The 16163-nt window shown below is 71.5% G+C and carries 15 protein-coding genes; 9 read left to right on the top strand and 6 right to left on the bottom strand.

Annotated features, from left to right (window positions below; translation table 11 throughout):
• Positions 1–82 precede the first annotated feature (82 nt).
• Positions 83–1063, top strand: a complete 981-nt coding sequence (locus LOC65_RS07090) for an aldo/keto reductase (RefSeq protein ID WP_009855765.1) — start codon at positions 83–85, stop codon at positions 1061–1063.
• A 90-nt stretch (positions 1064–1153) separates the two neighbouring features.
• Entirely contained in the window at positions 1154–3343 is a 2190-nt protein-coding gene (locus LOC65_RS07085; RefSeq protein ID WP_230247046.1) for a PhoX family phosphatase, read from the top strand.
• An 18-nt stretch (positions 3344–3361) separates the two neighbouring features.
• Here LOC65_RS07085 and murU read toward each other — a convergent pair whose 3' ends face one another.
• Positions 3362–4054, bottom strand: a complete 693-nt coding sequence (gene murU, locus LOC65_RS07080) for an N-acetylmuramate alpha-1-phosphate uridylyltransferase MurU (protein ID WP_164963460.1) — start codon at positions 4052–4054, stop codon at positions 3362–3364.
• Between the two features lie 78 nt (positions 4055–4132).
• On the opposite strand from murU, the gene tkt reads away from it, so the two are divergent.
• On the top strand, positions 4133–6160 hold the full coding sequence (tkt, locus tag LOC65_RS07075) for a transketolase (protein ID WP_230247045.1): 2028 nt from the start codon (positions 4133–4135) through the stop codon (positions 6158–6160).
• A 168-nt stretch (positions 6161–6328) separates the two neighbouring features.
• Positions 6329–7324, top strand: a complete 996-nt coding sequence (gene gap / locus LOC65_RS07070; protein WP_009855761.1) for a type I glyceraldehyde-3-phosphate dehydrogenase — start codon at positions 6329–6331, stop codon at positions 7322–7324.
• 190 nt (positions 7325–7514) lie between these two features.
• Here the strand turns inward: gap and LOC65_RS07065 are convergent, their stop codons facing one another.
• From LOC65_RS07065 to LOC65_RS07055, 3 genes are read right to left on the bottom strand one after another with little or no spacing between them, the layout of a single operon-like run.
• Positions 7515–8162 (bottom strand): hypothetical protein, encoded by a 648-nt coding sequence (locus tag LOC65_RS07065; RefSeq protein ID WP_009855760.1) that lies wholly within the window; start codon positions 8160–8162, stop codon positions 7515–7517.
• A complete protein-coding gene (locus LOC65_RS07060; protein ID WP_230247044.1) occupies positions 8156–9079 on the bottom strand; it encodes a biotin--[acetyl-CoA-carboxylase] ligase in 924 nt (307 codons plus the stop codon). The genes LOC65_RS07065 and LOC65_RS07060 overlap by 7 nt, the downstream gene beginning before the upstream one ends.
• A gap of 4 nt (positions 9080–9083) precedes the next feature.
• A complete protein-coding gene (locus LOC65_RS07055) occupies positions 9084–9572 on the bottom strand; it encodes an SET domain-containing protein (protein ID WP_029718853.1) in 489 nt (162 codons plus the stop codon).
• Positions 9573–9670: 98 nt separating this feature from the next.
• On the opposite strand from LOC65_RS07055, the gene LOC65_RS07050 reads away from it, so the two are divergent.
• Entirely contained in the window at positions 9671–12265 is a 2595-nt protein-coding gene (locus LOC65_RS07050) for a DNA topoisomerase III (RefSeq protein WP_230247043.1), read from the top strand.
• The gene (locus LOC65_RS07045; RefSeq protein WP_230247042.1) at positions 12262–12573 is read left to right on the top strand and encodes a DUF167 domain-containing protein; all 312 of its coding nucleotides are present in this window, start codon (positions 12262–12264) and stop codon (positions 12571–12573) included. Before LOC65_RS07050 ends, LOC65_RS07045 begins: the two co-directional genes overlap by 4 nt.
• Before the next feature lies 1 nt (position 12574).
• Here the strand turns inward: LOC65_RS07045 and LOC65_RS07040 are convergent, their stop codons facing one another.
• A complete protein-coding gene (locus LOC65_RS07040; protein ID WP_230247041.1) occupies positions 12575–13192 on the bottom strand; it encodes a LysE family transporter in 618 nt (205 codons plus the stop codon).
• A 92-nt stretch (positions 13193–13284) separates the two neighbouring features.
• Here LOC65_RS07040 and LOC65_RS07035 point away from each other — a divergent pair, with 92 nt between their 5' ends.
• The 3 genes from LOC65_RS07035 (at position 13285) to LOC65_RS07025 (ending at position 15727) form a co-directional block, all read left to right on the top strand.
• A complete protein-coding gene (locus tag LOC65_RS07035) occupies positions 13285–13752 on the top strand; it encodes an Lrp/AsnC family transcriptional regulator (protein WP_230247040.1) in 468 nt (155 codons plus the stop codon).
• A 141-nt stretch (positions 13753–13893) separates the two neighbouring features.
• Positions 13894–15177, top strand: coding sequence for a glutamate-5-semialdehyde dehydrogenase (locus LOC65_RS07030; RefSeq protein WP_230247039.1), 1284 nt, complete (start codon positions 13894–13896; stop codon positions 15175–15177).
• Between the two features lie 4 nt (positions 15178–15181).
• Positions 15182–15727 (top strand): LemA family protein, encoded by a 546-nt coding sequence (locus LOC65_RS07025; RefSeq protein ID WP_230247038.1) that lies wholly within the window; start codon positions 15182–15184, stop codon positions 15725–15727.
• A 1-nt stretch (position 15728) separates the two neighbouring features.
• Here the strand turns inward: LOC65_RS07025 and LOC65_RS07020 are convergent, their stop codons facing one another.
• Positions 15729–16154 (bottom strand): BLUF domain-containing protein, encoded by a 426-nt coding sequence (locus LOC65_RS07020; RefSeq protein WP_009855751.1) that lies wholly within the window; start codon positions 16152–16154, stop codon positions 15729–15731.
• Between the last annotated feature and the right edge of the window lie 9 nt (positions 16155–16163).

Here is a 16163-nt window from a genome sequence, read left to right as displayed (position 1 = left end):
GTGGCCGCCCGGCGCGGGCGCTGCTGTCGCCGCAGCGACCCACTAGCATCGGCCGCATTCCTCTCATCCGTCAGGGTCACACATGCAATACCGCCGTCTGGGCCGCTCCGGCCTGCGCGTCAGCGCGCTCTCGCTGGGCTCCTGGGTCACGTACCACAACCAGGTCGACGTCGACGCCGCCGTCGAGATGATGGCCGCCGCCTACGACGCCGGCGTCAACTTCTTCGACAACGCCGAGGCCTATGCCGGCGGCCAGAGCGAGCTCGTGATGGGCCAGGCGCTGCGCCGCCTGGGCTGGCCGCGGCTGAACTACGTCGTCACCAGCAAGTACTTCTGGGGCCTGGACCGCAGCGGCGAGGCCGTCAACCGCAAGGACACGCTGAACCGCAAGTACCTGATGCAGGCCGTCGACGGCTCGCTGCAGCGCTTCGGCCTGGACTTCATCGACGTCATCTACTGCCACCGCCCGGACCCGAACACGCCGATCGAGGAGACCGCGCGCGCGATGAACGACCTCATCGTGCAGGGCAAGGCGCTGTACTGGGGCACCAGCGAATGGAGCGCCGCCGACATCCGCGCCGCCTGGGAGCTGGCCGATCGCCACGGCTGGCACAAGCCGGTGGTCGAGCAGCCGCAGTACCACCTGTTCCACCGCCGCCGCGTCGAGCAGGAGTACGCCCGCCTCTACGAAGACCTGGGCCTGGGCCTGACGACCTGGAGCCCGCTGGCCTCGGGCCTGCTGACCGGCAAGTACCGCGGCGGCGTGCCTGCCGGCAGCCGCGGCGCGATGGAGAACATGGCCTTCCTGCGCGACGGCCTGACCGACGCGGCCAAGAACGAGGCCGTCGCCAAGCTCGAGCCGATCGCCGCCGAGCTCGGCGGCACGCTGGCGCAGCTGGCGATCGCCTGGGTGGCACACAACCCGCGGGTCAGCAGCGTCATCACCGGCGCCTCGCGTGTCGAGCAGCTGAAGGCCAACCTCGGCGCGATGGCGCTGGTCGAGCGCCTGACGCCGGAAGTCCTGTCCCGCATCAACGGGGTTACCCAGGGTCTAGCGGACTGACGTTTGTCATGCATCTGTCGCGGGCGCCCGGGAGCATCCGGGGTTTCGCGGCAGGCCCCCGCCTGCCCAGCACCCCAGCAGGAGCCAGGCATGAAGGGCAAGCAGCATCCGCGCAACGACGTCTCCCTCAATCCGTCGACCTCGCGTGACATCCACGCCGTCGTCGACGCCGTCGACCCGACGCGCCGGCGTTTCGTCGGCGGTGGCCTGGGCGCCGCGGCGCTGGCCTCGGCCGGCGGGCTGACGCTCGGCGGCCTGGTCGACAGCGTCGAGGCGCGCCCGCTGGGCCGCGCCGCCGCAGCGGACGGCGGCCTGCCGGGCATCGGCTTCACCAGCGTGCCGCCGAGCCTGGCGCCGGTGGCCGACCGCGTCACCGTGCCGGCGGGTTACACCGCGCGCGCCTTCGTCGCCTGGGGCGACCCGATCATGCCGGGCGGCCCGGCCTTCGCCGGCGATGCGCGCGAGAGCGCCGCCGAGCAGGCGCTGCAGTTCGGCATGCACAACGACGGCATGCACTTCTTCCCTTTCCCGCGCCGCGACGGCCGCGAGAACCCCGAGCACGGCCTGCTGTGCGTGAACAACGAATACACGCACGAGGAGGTGCTGCACCCCGACGGGCTGGTCGGCGCCGGCTACACGCTGGCCAAGACGCGCAAGTCGCAGGCCGCACACGGCGTGTCCATCGTCGAGGCGGCGCGTGTGCGCGGCCAGTGGCGTGTCGTCAGGCGCTCTCCGTTCGGCCGCCGCATCACCGCCAACACCTTCATGCGCATCTCCGGCCCGGCGGCCGGCCACGCGCTGCTGAAGACGCGCGAGTTCACGATCACCGACGCCGCGACCACGCCCACCGGCGGCACGACCGACGGCACGGTGGCCTACGGCACGATCAACAACTGCGCCCACGGCTGGACGCCCTGGGGCACCTACCTGACCTGCGAGGAGAACTGGAACGGCAACTTCGGCGCCACCGGCGCGCTGGACACCACGACCGCCACCGAAACGGCCAAGCTCAACCGCCGCTACGGCCTGAGCACCTCGGGCAACGGCTACCGCTGGCACACCACCGATCCGCGTTTCGACCTCAGCAGCAACCCGAACGAGCCGCACCTGTTCGGCTGGGTCGTCGAGATCGACCCCTTCCGCCCCGACAGCACGCCGGTCAAGCGCACGATGCTCGGCCGCTTCAAGCACGAGAGCGTGCAGCACGTCGTCGACGACGATCACCGCATCGCCTTCTACATGGGCGACGACGAGCGCAACGAGTACATCTACAAGTTCGTCGCCAAGCGCCGCTACAACCCGGCGCTGCGCGCGGCCAACCGCAACCTGCTCGACGAGGGCACGCTGTACGTCGCGCGTTTCGACAGCGACCTGACCGGCGTCTGGATCGCGCTGGCGCCCGACACCGTCGGCGTTGACGGCGTCAAGCTGCGCGACAACCCGAACTTCGCCGGCGCCGACGACGCCGAGGTCCAGGCCAAGATCCTGATCAAGACGCGCATGGCCGCCGACGCCGTCGGCGCGACGATGATGGACCGCCCGGAGTGGACCGGCGCACGCCCGCGCATCGGCGGCTTCGAGGAGATCGAGGTCTACTGCACGCTGACCAACAACAACCGCCGCGGCACGAGCAGCGCCTCGGCCAACGCCGCCGACGGCAGCACCGCCGCCGGCTCGGCGCGCCCGCCGGTGGACGCGGCCAACCCGCGCGAGGACAACGTCTACGGCCACATCATCCGCTGGCGCGAAGCCGGCAGGAGCGTCGCCGCGACGCGTTTCGCCTGGGACCTGTTCGTGCAGGCCGGCGACAGCGCGACGACGAAGACCGCCAAGCCGAGCAACGACTACCGCGGCAACATCGCCGACGACCCGAACGGCAGCGCCGACTACGGCGCGCCCGACGGCCTGTGGTTCGACCCCTTCGGCCGCCTCTGGGTGCAGACCGACCAGGCCGGCAACGCCCAGGGCGACTGGGTGCACATCGGCGCCAACTGCATGGTCTGCGCCGACCCGGCCACCGGGGCCACGCGCCGCTTCCTGACCGCGCCGCCGAACGCCGAGGTCACCGGCGTGACGATGACGCCCGACGGCCGCACGATGTTCGTCGGCGTCCAGCACCCGGGCGAGGACTCGAGCGCGGCCAACCCGACGCAGTACTCGAACTGGCCGCAGTCGCAGTGGTCGGTCGAGTCCGACGGCGTGACGCCGCTGCCGGGCGGGCGCCCGCGTTCGACGGTCGTCGTCATCACCAAAGACGACGGCGGGATCATCGGGACCTGAGGCCGCTGTCGGCGCTGCTCAGTCCAGCGCCGCGAGCTGCTGGGGCGTGCCGACGTTGTGCCACTCGCCGCGCCAGGGCTCGCCCGACAGGCGGCCCGCCGCGGCAGCGGCGAACAGGTGCGGGCCGAGTGGCGCACGCGTGCCGGCTTGCAGCCCGGCGACGATCGCCGGGCGCAGCAGCGCCAGGTTGGCGTAGGTCCAGGCGCGTTCGCCATCGCGCGACAGGCGGCCGCCGGGGCCGAGCGCGAAGTCGCCGCGGGTGTTGAAGTCCGGGTTGGGCACCAGCCACAGGTGGCCCAGGTCGCCGCTGTCCTCGAAGCGGCGGCGCTCGGCGTCGTCGAAGCCGAAGTCTGGCGCGACGATGTCGCCCGAGACGACCCAGAAGGCCTCGTCGCCGTTCGGCGCCAGCCAGGGCAGCGCGGTGGCGATGCCGCCGGCCGTTTCCAGCGCACCGCCCCAGGCCGCCCCCTCGGCCGACCAGCGGATCACGAGGCCCCAGCGCGAGCCGTCGCCCAGCGCGGCCGGGAACTGCTCCTCCAGCCAGGCGGTGTTGATGACGACCTCGCGCACGCCGGCCTTGGCCAGCGCGAGCAGATGCCACTCGATCATCGGCCGCCCGCGCACCGGCAGCAGCGGCTTCGGTGTGGTGTCGGTCAGCGGTCGCATGCGCTCGCCGCGGCCGGCGGCGAGGATCAGGGCTCGGGCGCTCATCGGCCGGCAGTGTAGGGGCGCCCTAGAATCGAAGGCTTTCTTCACCCACGGCGGCGCCCTCGCGGTTGCCGGCGCAGCATGGCCAAGACCTCCTCCCCTGACACCGCGCTGATGGCCAACGCGGTGCGAGCGCTCGCGATGGACGCGGTGCAGCAAGCCAACTCCGGCCACCCCGGCGCCCCGATGGGCATGGCCGAGATGGCCGTCGCGCTCTGGGGCCGCCACCTCAAGCACAACCCGGCCGACCCGAAGTGGGCCGAGCGCGACCGCTTCGTGCTGAGCAACGGCCACGGCTCGATGCTGATCTACGCGCTGCTGCACCTCACGGGCTACGACCTGCCGGTCGAGGAGCTGCGCAACTTCCGCCAGCTGCACAGCAAGACGCCGGGCCACCCCGAGGTCGACGTCACGCCGGGTGTCGAGACGACCACCGGCCCGCTGGGCCAGGGCATCACCAACGCCGTCGGCATGGCGCTGGCCGAGAAGCTGCTGGCCCAGCAGTTCAACCGCCCGGGCCACGAGATCGTCGACCACCGCACCTACGTCTTCCTCGGCGACGGCTGCCTGATGGAAGGCATCAGCCACGAGGCCTGCGCGCTGGCTGGGGCCTGGAAGCTGAACAAGCTGGTCGCGCTGTACGACGACAACGGCATCTCGATCGACGGCCAGGTCGCGCCCTGGTACGTCGACGACGTCGCCAAGCGTTTCGACGCCTACGGCTGGAACGTCGTCGGCCCGGTCGACGGCCATGACGTCGCCGCCGTCGACGCGGCGCTGGCCCAGGCCCGCACCTCGGCCACCAAGCCGACGCTGGTGATCTGCAAGACGACGATCGGCAAGGGCTCGCCGAACCGCGCCGGCACCTCCAAGGCGCACGGCGAGCCGCTGGGCGCCGCCGAGATCGCGCTGGTGCGCGAAGGCCTGGGCTGGGCCCACGAGCCCTTCGTCGTGCCCAAGACCGCCTACGCCGCCTGGGACGCCCGCAAGGCCGGCGCCGCCGCGCAGGCCGCCTGGAACAAGGCCTTCGCCGCCTACCGCGCCGCCTTCCCCGAGCTGGCCGCCGAGTACGAGCGCCGCATGAAGGGCGAGCTGCCCGCCGGTTTCGCGCGCATCGCCGCCGACGCCGCGATCGCCGCCCACGACAAGGCCGAGACGGTCGCCACGCGCAAGGCCAGCCAGCTCGCGCTGGAGGTCTTCACGAAGGCCCTGCCCGAGCTGCTCGGCGGCTCGGCCGACCTGACCGGCTCCAACCTGACCAACACCAGCTCGACGCCGGCGCTGCGTTTCGGCGACGACGGCGCGGCCAACGGCGGCCGCCACATCAACTACGGCGTGCGCGAGTTCGGCATGGCGGCGGTGATGAACGGCGTCGCGCTGCACGGCGGTTTCATCCCCTACGGCGGCACCTTCCTCACGTTCAGCGACTACAGCCGCAACGCGATCCGCATGGCCGCGCTGATGAAGCAGCGTGTCGTGCACGTCTTCACCCACGACTCGATCGGTCTCGGCGAAGACGGCCCGACGCACCAGAGCGTCGAGCACGCCGCGTCGCTGCGCCTGATCCCGAACCTGGACGTCTGGCGTCCGGCCGACACCGCCGAGACGACGGTGGCCTGGACGGTGGCGATCGGCAACACCGACCGCCCGACGGCGCTGCTGCTGTCGCGCCAGAACCTGCCGTACGCGCCGAAGGCGACGCTGGAGGACATCGGCAAGGGCGCCTACGTGCTCGCCGAGCCCAGCGAGGTGGGCCTGAAGAAGGCGCCGCAGGCGGTGATCATCGCCACCGGCAGCGAGGTCCAGCTGGCGCTGCACGCCCAGGCCCAGCTGGCCGCCGCCGGCATCGCCGTGCGTGTCGTCAGCATGCCCAGCACGACGACCTTCGACCGCCAGAGCGTCGAGTACAAGCTCTCGGTGCTGCCGGCCAAGCTGCCGCGCATCGCCGTCGAGGCCGGCGTCACCGACGGCTGGTGGAAGTACGGCTGCGCGGCCGTCGTCGGCCTCGACCGCTACGGCGAGAGCGCGCCGGCCGGCGTGCTGTTCAAGCTCTTCGGCTTCACGCCGGAGAACGTCGCCGCGGTCGTGCGCAAGGTGCTCGACCGCTGACCGCCGTGGGCTGCGCCACTCGCGTTTGCCCTCCACCGCCCGCGGGCCGGCGCGTGACCCCTCGCGCCGCCTGCGGCAAGATCGCTCCCTAATGGCGCCGGCCGGGCCGCGAGGCCCGGTCGCCCAGGCGCCGAAGCCCGTTCACCTTCACCGTTCAGGAGAGACGACATGACCATCAAGATCGGCATCAACGGCTTCGGCCGCATCGGTCGCATGGTGTTCCGCGCCGCGATCAAGCACTTCGACGACATCGAGGTCGTCGCGATCAACGACCTGCTGGAACCCGACTACCTGGCCTACATGCTGCAGTACGACAGCGTGCACGGCCGCTTCAAGGGCGACATCGCCGTCGACGGCAACACGCTGATCGTCAACGGCAAGAAGATCCGCCTCACCGCGATCAAGGACCCGGCCGAGCTGAAGTGGGGCGAAGTCGGCGCCGACATCGTCGTCGAGTCGACCGGCCTGTTCCTGACCAAGGAAACCGCCGAGAAGCACCTGGCCGCCGGCGCCAAGAAGGTCATCATGAGCGCGCCGTCCAAGGACGACACGCCGATGTTCGTCTACGGCGTCAACCACGAGACCTACGCTGGCCAGGCCATCGTCTCCAACGCCAGCTGCACGACCAACTGCCTGGCGCCGGTCGCCAAGGTGCTCAACGACACCTTCGGCATCAAGCGCGGCCTGATGACCACGGTGCACGCCGCCACCGCGACGCAGAAGACCGTCGACGGCCCGAGCAACAAGGACTGGCGCGGCGGCCGCGGCATCCTCGAGAACATCATCCCCAGCTCCACCGGCGCCGCCAAGGCCGTCGGCAAGGTCATCCCCGAGCTGAACAAGAAGCTCACCGGCATGTCCTTCCGCGTGCCGACCTCCGACGTCTCGGTCGTCGACCTGACCGTCGAGCTGAACAAGGACGCCTCGTACGAGGAGATCTGCGCGGCGATGAAGGCCGCCAGCGAGGGCCCGATGAAGGGCGTGCTCGGCTACACCACCGACAAGGTCGTCGCCACCGACTTCCGCGGCGAGAGCTGCACCTCGGTGTTCGACGCCGACGCCGGCATCGCGCTGGACAAGACCTTCGTGAAGGTCGTGGCCTGGTACGACAACGAGTGGGGCTACTCCTGCAAGGTGCTGGAGATGGTGCGCGTGATCGCCTGAGCCCCCGGCCGCCTGGCGGCCGCCCCCCGAGGGGGCTCCGAACCCGACCGGGAGACCCGGATCGGGTTCGGCCCGCGCCGGGTGACGCCGCTCCCCCTGACCGCCTGCGGCGGTCTGTCCCCGAGGGGAGTTCGGCGGCTTGGCGATGACGACGGCCCCCACGCGGGGCCGTTTTTCATGGGCGGCGCGTTCAGCGCGGGCAGCGGTGGAAGCGGGTGCCGCCGGGCAGCGCGGTCTCGCCCAGGCGGGCCTGCAGCGTGGCGTCGGCGCGCGGCACACGCAGCCAGTGCTGCGGCGGCGGGGGCGGCAGCGCGACGGCGCGCGCGGTCTTCACGCCCTTGGCCGAGGCGGCGGCCAGCGCCCGTTCGGCGTCTTCGCGCGAACCGTGGCGCGACAGCACGAGACCGGGTGCGAGCTCGGCCGGCGCGTCCAGCGCTTCGTGGGCCACACGCAGCTTCTGCAGCGCGTCGCTGCGGGCGCGCCGCTGCGCGGCGTCGTTGAAGCGGCCCATGTAGACCAGCCAGACCGGCGGCGGCTGCAGCTCGCGGCGTTTCCAGAGGTCGCCGGGCAGGCCGGCGGCGATCAGCGCCTGCTCGGCGCTGCCGACGTCGGCGTCGTTGAACGGGCCGGCCTCGACGCAGGCGACGCTGGCTGCTGCCGCGCTGGCGGCCTGCGGGCTGACGATGCGCAGCGTGTCGGCGTTGAGCTGGGCGGCCAGCCGCGCCGGCTCGCGCTGGCCGTGCTGCGGCGGCGGCACCGCCGGGTCGAGCCAGCCCCGGGCCCAGGCGAAGAACAGCAGGTTGGCGCCGATCAGCAGGGCGGCCAGGGCTCTCAGCATGCGTCGTCCCGCAGGCGCACGCTGACCTCGCCGCTGACCAGCGTGTGCAGCGTGCCGGCGCGCACGCGCAGCGCGCCGCGTTCGTCGACGCCTTCGGCCACGCCGTGCAGAGGTTCGGCCCCGGTGGTCGTCACCGGCAGGCCGGCCAGCAGGTCGCGGCGCTCGAAACCGGCCTGGAAGGCGGCGAAGCCTTCGGCCTCGAAACGCTGCAGCGCACGCACCAGCGGCGCGGCCACCGCGGCCAGCGCACGCGGCGCGCTGGTGTCGCCGTCGAGCTCCTGCAGGCAGGCGTAGCCGTGTGTCAGGCCCTCGGCCGGCTGCGGCAGCACGTTCAGGCCGACGCCGACGATGCACATGCGGCGCTGGTTGACCGGCACGGTCTCGATGAGGATGCCGCCGAGCTTGCGGCCGCGGCCCGGGCCGTCGAGGATCCACAGGTCGTTGGGCCACTTCAGCCCGATGCGCGGCGGCGCGATGTCCAGTGCCTCGGCGAGCGCGACGCCCACCGCGAGCGACAGCCCCGACCAGTCGCGCGGCGCCAGCGGCAGTGCCAGCGAGAAGGTCAGCGACGCGCCCGCAGAGCCCTGCCAGTCGCGACCGAGGCGGCCGCGGCCGCCGGTCTGGTGTTCGGCCACCAGCAGGCAGGGTTCGGTGTCGCCGGCGCGGCGGCCGTAGGGGGCACGCGGCACGTCGCCGACGTCGCGCAGCTCGCCCGGCCGCGAGACCGGCGCGTCGCGCTGGCCGGCCTGGGCGCGGGCGCGTTCGATCAGGCGTGTGTTCGTCGAGTCGGTGCGCGCGACGACCTCGACGCTGACCCCGGGCAGCAGCGGCTGCAGCTGCTGCCAGATGTCCTCGGCGCCCCAGCGCAGCGGCGCGCCGCTGCTGGTGTGGAAAGGCGAGGGAACCGGGGCGTCCATCGGGTCAGCGGCGTTTGGGTGCGAGCATCGTGCCGCGGCAGTTCGGGCTGCCGCAATGGCAGGCGTATTCCTTCTTCAGCCTGGCGGTGTAACGCTCGTCGATCACCAGGCCGTAGTCGTAGAACAGCTCCTCGCCGGGCTGGATGTCGCGCAGCGCGTCGATGAAGACGCGGCCATCGTCGAGCTGCTGGGCCTCGCAGTTCGGGTCGCAGGCGTGGTTGATCCAGCGCGAGGCGTTGCCGCCGACGTTGGCGTCGATGACGTGCTCGTCGTCGACGTGGAAGTAGAAGGTGTGGTTGGGCTGCGCCGGGTCGTGCGGGTGGCGGCGCAGCGCCTCGGGCCAGTCGATCAGCTCGCCCTTGTATTCGATCAGCCGGGTGCCCGCTGCGATGGCCTGCAGCGCGAAGACACCCTTGCCGTGCACCCCGCTGCGCCGCACCTGGATGCGCCGCGAATCGCTCTTTGGCGCCGCCGGTTGCACGGTCTTATTCATTGGGTACATTGAAATTACAGGGGCGCGCGCGTGTGTGCGTGCGCGCGAAAGACGGCGGATTGTAGGCACGGCTTGCGTCGCCGTGAGCCAAGGCAGACATGACCAAGACTCTCATCATTGCGGAGAAGCCCAGCGTCGCGCAGGACATCGCGCGAGCGCTGACGCCGGTGGCCGGCAAGTTCGAAAAACACGCCGACCATTTCGAGAACGACCGGTACGTCGTGACCTCGGCGGTCGGCCACCTCGTGGAGATCAAGGCCCCCGAGGCCTACGACGTCAAACGCGGCAAGTGGAGCTTCGCCCACCTGCCGGTGGTGCCGCCGCATTTCGAGCTGGCGCCGATCGACAAGTCCAAGTCGCGGCTGTCGGCGGTGGTCAAGCTCGTCAAGCGCAAGGACGTCACCGAGCTCGTCAACGCCTGTGACGCGGGGCGCGAGGGCGAGCTGATCTTCCGCCTGATCGTCCAGTACGCCGCGGCCGGCAAGCCCTTCAGCAAGCCGATCCGCCGCCTGTGGCTGCAGAGCATGACGCCGCAGGCCATCCGCGACGGCTTCGACAAGCTGCGCAGCGACGAGCAGATGCAGGGCCTGGCCGACGCCGCGCGCAGCCGTTCCGAGGCCGACTGGCTGGTCGGCATCAACGGCACGCGCGCGATGACGGCCTTCAACTCGCGCGACGGCGGCTTCTTCCTGACCACCGTCGGCCGGGTGCAGACGCCGACGCTGTCGATCGTCGTCGAGCGCGAGGAGAAGATCCGCAAGCACGTCGCACGCGACTACTGGGAAGTTCGTGCCGCCTTCGACGCCCAGGCCGGGCAGTACGAGGGCAAGTGGTTCGACCCGAAGTGGAAGAAGAACCCCGACGACGCCGAGGCGCGCGCCGACCGCCTGTGGAACGAGGCCGACGCGCAGGCCATCGCCGCCGCCGTGCGCGGCCAGCCGGCCACCGTCACCGAGGAAGCCAAGCCCAGCTCGCAGAGCAGCCCGCTGCTGTACGACCTGACGACGCTGCAGCGCGAGGCCAACTCGCGCTTCGGCTTCTCGGCCAAGACCACGCTGTCGATCGCCCAGGCGCTGTACGAGAAGCACAAGGTGCTGACCTACCCGCGGACCGACTCGCGCGCGCTGCCCGAGGACTACGTCGGCGTCGTCAAGCAGACCTTCGCGATGCTTGCCGATGAAGAGCTGCCGGGGCCGCTGGCGGCGCTGTCGCAGCATGCGCGCAAGGGCCTGGACGCCGGCTACGTGAAGCCGACCAAGCGGGTCTTCGACAACACCAAGGTCTCGGACCACTTCGCCATCATCCCGACGCTGCAGGCCCCGAAGAGCCTGACCGAGATCGAGGCCAAGCTCTACGACCTGGTCGTCAAGCGTTTCATCGCCGTGTTCTATCCGGCGGCCGAGTACATGGTCACGACGCGCATCAGCAAGGTCGCGGTGGCCGAGGCGACGCACCACTTCCAGACCAACGGCAAGGTGCTGGTCAATCCGGGCTGGCTGGCGGTCTACGGCAAGGAAGCCCAGGACGAGGACGCCAACCTCGTGCCGGTGACGCAGGGCGAGACCGTGCGCACCGAGGGCGTGGACGTCAAGCAGCTGAAGACCAAGCCGCCGGCGCGCTACACCGAGGCGACGCTGCTGTCGGCGATGGAAGGTGCGGGCAAGCTGATCGACGACGACGAGCTGCGCCAGGCGATGGCCGAGAAGGGCCTGGGCACGCCGGCCACGCGCGCCGCGATCATCGAAGGCCTGATCCTCGAGAAGTACATGCTGCGCGAGGGCCGCGAGCTGCAGCCCACCGCCAAGGCCTTCCAGCTGATGACGCTGCTGCGCGGCCTGGCGATCGAGGACCTGACCAAGCCCGAGCTGACCGGCAACTGGGAGTACCAGCTGTCGCAGATGGAGCACGGCAAGCTGAGCCGCGAGCGTTTCATGGCCGAGATCGCCAAGATGGCCGAGCGCATCGTCAAGAAGGCCAAGGAATACGACCGCGACACGATCCCGGGCGACTACGCGACCTTGTCAACGCCGTGCCCGAACTGCGGCGGCGTGGTCAAGGAGAACTACCGCCGCTTCGCCTGCACCGGCGCCGCCGGCTCGCCCGAAGGCAGTGGCTGCGGCTTCAGCATCACCAAGCTGCCGGCCGGCCGCACCTTCGAGGTCGCCGAGGCCGATGCGCTGCTGCGCGACAAGCGCCTGGGCCCGCTGGACGGCTTCCGCTCCAAGGCCGGCTGGCCGTTCAGCGCCGAGCTGCGCATCGTGCACGACGAGGAGATCGGCAACTGGAAGCTGGAGTTCGACTTCGGCGACGACGACAAGCCCGCCGAAGGTGAAGGCGAGCCGGTCGACTTCAGCGGCCAGCAGAGCCTGGGCCCGTGCCCGAAGTGCCGCAGCCACGTCTACGAGCACGGCAGCAGCTACGTCTGCGAGCACGCCGTCGGCGCGCACACGACCTGCGACTTCAAGAGCGGCGCCGTGATCCTGCAGCAGCCCGTCACGCATGAAGAGATGACGCGGCTGCTGACCACCGGCCGCACCAAGCTGCTCGAGGACTTCGTCTCGAACAAGACCAAGCGCAAGTTCAAGGCCTTCCTCGTCTACGACGCCAAGGAAGGCAAGGTCGGCTTCGAGTTCGAGCCGCGTGCCGCGCGGCCGCCGGCGAAGAAGGCGCCGGCACGCAAGACCGCGGCGTGAACGGCGCGCCGCCGTGCCTGAGTGCGGCCGGCGCGGCGGCCAGCCGGCTGCGTGTGGCGGTCGTGCCCAACGCGCGCCGCACCGGCGCCGACGGGCTGCACGACGGCGCGCTGCGCGTGCGACTGAACGCACCTCCGGTCGACGGCAAGGCCAACGACACGCTGCTCGCCTGGCTGGCCGACGAGCTGGACCTGCCCAAGCGCGCGGTGCGGCTGACGCAGGGCCAGACCGGCCGCCGCAAGACGATCGAACTCGACGCGGCACCCGAGGCCGTGGCGGCCTGGCTGGCGCGCGTGCTCGGCGCCTGAATCAGCGCGCCAGCGCCGCCAGCTGCCAGAACGCGAAGCCGGCGAGCAGCGCCGCCGACGCCAGGTTCACCCGGTGCTGCCAGCGCGCGTCGAAACGCGTGCGCAGCCGGCCCACCGCGCCGGCCAGGATGAACCACCACAGCGCCGAACCGGCCGCGACGCCGGCCACCATCACCCACGGCGAGGCGACCGCGCTGCGCCCGGCCAGCGCGCCGAAGACGGCGATGAAGGACAGGATGGTCGTCGGGTTGGCCAGCGTCAGCACGAAGGTGCCGGCGAACAGGCGCGCCAGTGGCGCCCGTTCGCCCGGCCCGCCGTCGCGCCGCGCCGGCGGCTGGCGCGCGATGCGCCAGGCCATCCACAGCAGCAGCGCCGAGCCGCCACCGGCCAGCAGCGTGCGCTGCTCGACGAGGAAGGTGATCAGCGCCGTGACGCCGAAGGCGCCGATGGCGCCATAGATCGCGTCGGCGACCGCCGCGCCCAGCCCGGTGGCGATGCCGGCGGCCGAGCCGTACTGCAGCGTGCGCTGGATCGCCAGCAGGCCGATCTGGCCCACCGGCGCGGCGATCGACAGGCCGATCGCGGCGGATTGCAGAAAGAGGGTGAGTTGCGGGTCCACGGCTTCATTGTGCGAAGCGATTTGCGGTGGCTCCAGCGGATTCTTGAGGTCGATATGCTGTCTGGCGATGGAATTTCAGGTCAAACTGCCGTATGACTGAAAACACGATCGACGACAAGGCCTGGAAGCTGCTGCTCGCGCTGCAGCGCGATGGCCGCGCGCCGCTGAAGGTGCTGGCCGAAGCCGCCGGGCTGTCGATCCCGGCCACCGCCGAGCGGCTGAAGCGGCTGCAGGACGCCGGTGTCGTGCGCGGTGTCGTCGCCGACGTCGACGCCGCGCGTGCCGGCTACACGGTGCGCGCGATCGTCGGCCTCACCGTCGCCGGCCAGCCGGCGAAGAAGGCCTTTCTCGAGCAGATCGGCCGTGCCGCCGAGGTGCTGGAGTGCCACCACGTCGCCGGCGCCGATTCCTACCTGCTGACCGTCGTCGCCGCCGACCTGCCGGCGCTGGAGGCCTTCCTCGGCTCGATCAACGCCTGGGGCGAGACACGCACCCAGATCGTGTTCTCGACGCCGATCCCGCGCCGCGGCCTCGTGCCGCCGGGCACGCTGCGCGGCTGATTTCGATCTGGGGTCAGGTCTCTGCGGCCAGGGGGTCAGGTCTCACGAGACCTGACCCCGCCTGCTCCTCGAGACCTGACCCCTGCGAGACCTGACCCCGCCCCGAGGTGCCGCCGGCGCATTGCGGGACAATCCTGCGCCATGAACCCGACCGACGACATCGCCGCCTACATGGACCGCGTCGGCGCTGCCGCGCGTGTGGCCGCCACCGCGATGGCGCGTGCCGGCTCCGCGGCCAAGGACGACGCGCTGCGCCGCCTGGCCGCCGCGCTGCGCGCCAACCTCGGCCCGCTGCAGCAGGCCAACGAACTCGACCTCGCCGCCGCGCGCGCCGCCGGGCTGGCCGAGCCGATGGTCGACCGGCTCAAGCTCACGGCCAAGGTCGTCGAGACGGTCGCCGAAGGCTGCGAGCAGATCGCCGCGATGCCCGACCCGATCGGCGAGATCAGCGAGCTGCGTCGCCGCCCGACCGGCATCTCGGTGGGCCGCATGCGCGTGCCGCTGGGTGTCTTCGGCATGATCTACGAGAGCCGCCCGAACGTGACGATCGAGGCCGCGTCGCTGGCGATCAAGAGCGGCAACGCCTGCATCCTGCGCGGCGGCTCGGAGGCGCTGCACTCCAACCTCGCGCTGTGGAAGCTGGTCCAGGGCGCGCTCGTCGAGGCCGGCCTGCCGGCCGACGCGGTGCAACTCGTCGAGACCACCGACCGCGCCGCGGTCGGCCGGCTGATCACGATGCCGCAGCACGTCGACGTCGTCATCCCGCGCGGCGGCAAGGGCCTGATCGAACGCATCGCCGCCGAGGCGCGTGTGCCGGTCATCAAGCACCTGGACGGCAACTGCCACGTCTACGTCGACGCCGAGGTCGACCTGGAGCAGGCGGTCACCGTCACCGACAACGCCAAGACGCAGAAGGTCAGCCCCTGCAACGCGACCGAGTCGCTGCTGGTGCATGCGGCGCAGGCCGCGGCCTTCCTGCCGCGCATCGGCGCCGTCTTCGCCGCCAAGGGTGTCGAGATGCGCTGCTGCCCGGCGGCCAAGGCGATGCTCGCCGCCGTGCCCGGCGCGCGCGTCGTCGACGCCACCGAGGCCGACTGGGACACCGAGTACCTGGCGCTGGTCATCAGCATCAAGGTCGTCGCCAGCCTCGACGAGGCCATCGCCCACGTCAACCGCCACGGCTCGCACCACACCGACACGATCCTGACGACGAACCACCCGAACGCGATGCGTTTCCTGCGCGAGGTCGACTCGGCCAGCGTGATGGTCAACGCCAGCACGCGTTTCGCCGACGGTTTCGAGTACGGGCTGGGTGCCGAGATCGGCATCTCGACCGACAAGTTCCACGCCCGCGGCCCGGTCGGCCTGGAGGGCCTGACCTCGCTGAAGTGGATCGTGCTCGGCCAGGGCGAGATCCGGCGCTGACGCCGTGTCCTCCGGGCAGATCCTCGTGCTGGCCCTGGCGGCCGTGCTCGTGTTCTGGATGGTCGGTGCCTACAACCGGCTGATGGCGCTGCGCACGGCGATCGCCGCGGCCTGGCAGCAAGTCGCCGAGGCGCTGGCGCGCCGCGGCGAGGCGGCGCAGGCCCTGGCCCAGGCGCTGCGCGAGCCGATGGCCGGCGAAGCCAAGGCGCTGGACGCGCTGCTCGCCGCCGAGGCCCAGGTGCGCGAGGCCGCCGACGCGCTGGGCGCACGCCCGGTGCGGCTGGAAGCGGCGCTGGTGCTGGTCAAGGGCGAGGCGGCGATGGGCGCCGCGGCCAGCCGCGTGCTGGCGCTGCTGGAGCAGCACCCGCTGCTGAAGGTCGAGCCGGCGATCGCCGAGCAGGCCGCGGTGCTGGCCGACGGCGGCTCGCGGCTGGCCTTCGCGCGCCAGCGTTTCAACGAAACCGGCGCCGCCTACGACGAGGCGATCGCCGAGTTCCCGACGCGGCTCTTGATCCGGCTGTACCGCTTCGGCCCCGCCGGGCGGCTCTGACTCAGGACTGGCCGACGATGGCCGCGGTGGCCACGAGTTCGTCGAACAGCGCCTTGCTGACCTGGCCCGAGACGGCGTAGGGGTCCAGCGTCGCGGTCTCCGAGTACTTCAGCAGCAGCGCCGGGTTCAGCCGCGCCACGCTGACCTGGCCCATCGACCAGCCGGCGAAACGGCGTTCGGCGATCTCCTCGTAGACCAGGATCTCGACCTCGGTGTGGCGCGGGTCGCCGACGATGCGCGCGTACAGGCGGTTGACGGCGCTGCGGCCGCCTTCGAGCACCTGCACGAAGATCCCGTCGGAGTAGCAGAGCACCCCGGTGATGCCGAGCGCCGGGTTCTGCGCGCGCGAGGCGCGCAGGATGGCCTGCAGCTCCTCGGGGTCCAGCGCCGGCACGGCGCGGCTGACGTACATGAGGCGGACGAGCATCGCGGCCCT

This window comes from Rubrivivax sp. JA1055 (assembly GCF_020966565.1).
Taxonomy (GTDB): Bacteria; Pseudomonadota; Gammaproteobacteria; order Burkholderiales; family Burkholderiaceae_C; genus Rubrivivax; species Rubrivivax benzoatilyticus.
Note: the sequence above shows the minus strand (reverse complement) of the source record. Positions and strands in the feature narration are given on the sequence as shown.

Bases quoted from the DNA above. Each gene is read 5' to 3' on its own strand.
- LOC65_RS07090 (WP_009855765.1), top strand. From the start codon at position 83: ATGCAATACCGCCGTCTGGGCCGCTCCGGCCTGCGCGTCAGCGCGCTC.
- LOC65_RS07085 (WP_230247046.1), top strand. From the start codon at position 1,154: ATGAAGGGCAAGCAGCATCCGCGCAACGACGTCTCCCTCAATCCGTCG.
- murU (WP_164963460.1), bottom strand. From the start codon at position 4,054: ATGAGCGCCCGAGCCCTGATCCTCGCCGCCGGCCGCGGCGAGCGCATG.
- tkt (WP_230247045.1), top strand. From the start codon at position 4,133: ATGGCCAAGACCTCCTCCCCTGACACCGCGCTGATGGCCAACGCGGTG.
- gap (WP_009855761.1), top strand. From the start codon at position 6,329: ATGACCATCAAGATCGGCATCAACGGCTTCGGCCGCATCGGTCGCATG.
- LOC65_RS07065 (WP_009855760.1), bottom strand. From the start codon at position 8,162: ATGCTGAGAGCCCTGGCCGCCCTGCTGATCGGCGCCAACCTGCTGTTC.
- LOC65_RS07060 (WP_230247044.1), bottom strand. From the start codon at position 9,079: ATGGACGCCCCGGTTCCCTCGCCTTTCCACACCAGCAGCGGCGCGCCG.
- LOC65_RS07055 (WP_029718853.1), bottom strand. From the start codon at position 9,572: ATGAATAAGACCGTGCAACCGGCGGCGCCAAAGAGCGATTCGCGGCGC.
- LOC65_RS07050 (WP_230247043.1), top strand. From the start codon at position 9,671: ATGACCAAGACTCTCATCATTGCGGAGAAGCCCAGCGTCGCGCAGGAC.
- LOC65_RS07035 (WP_230247040.1), top strand. From the start codon at position 13,285: ATGACTGAAAACACGATCGACGACAAGGCCTGGAAGCTGCTGCTCGCG.
- LOC65_RS07030 (WP_230247039.1), top strand. From the start codon at position 13,894: ATGAACCCGACCGACGACATCGCCGCCTACATGGACCGCGTCGGCGCT.
- LOC65_RS07020 (WP_009855751.1), bottom strand. From the start codon at position 16,154: ATGCTCGTCCGCCTCATGTACGTCAGCCGCGCCGTGCCGGCGCTGGAC.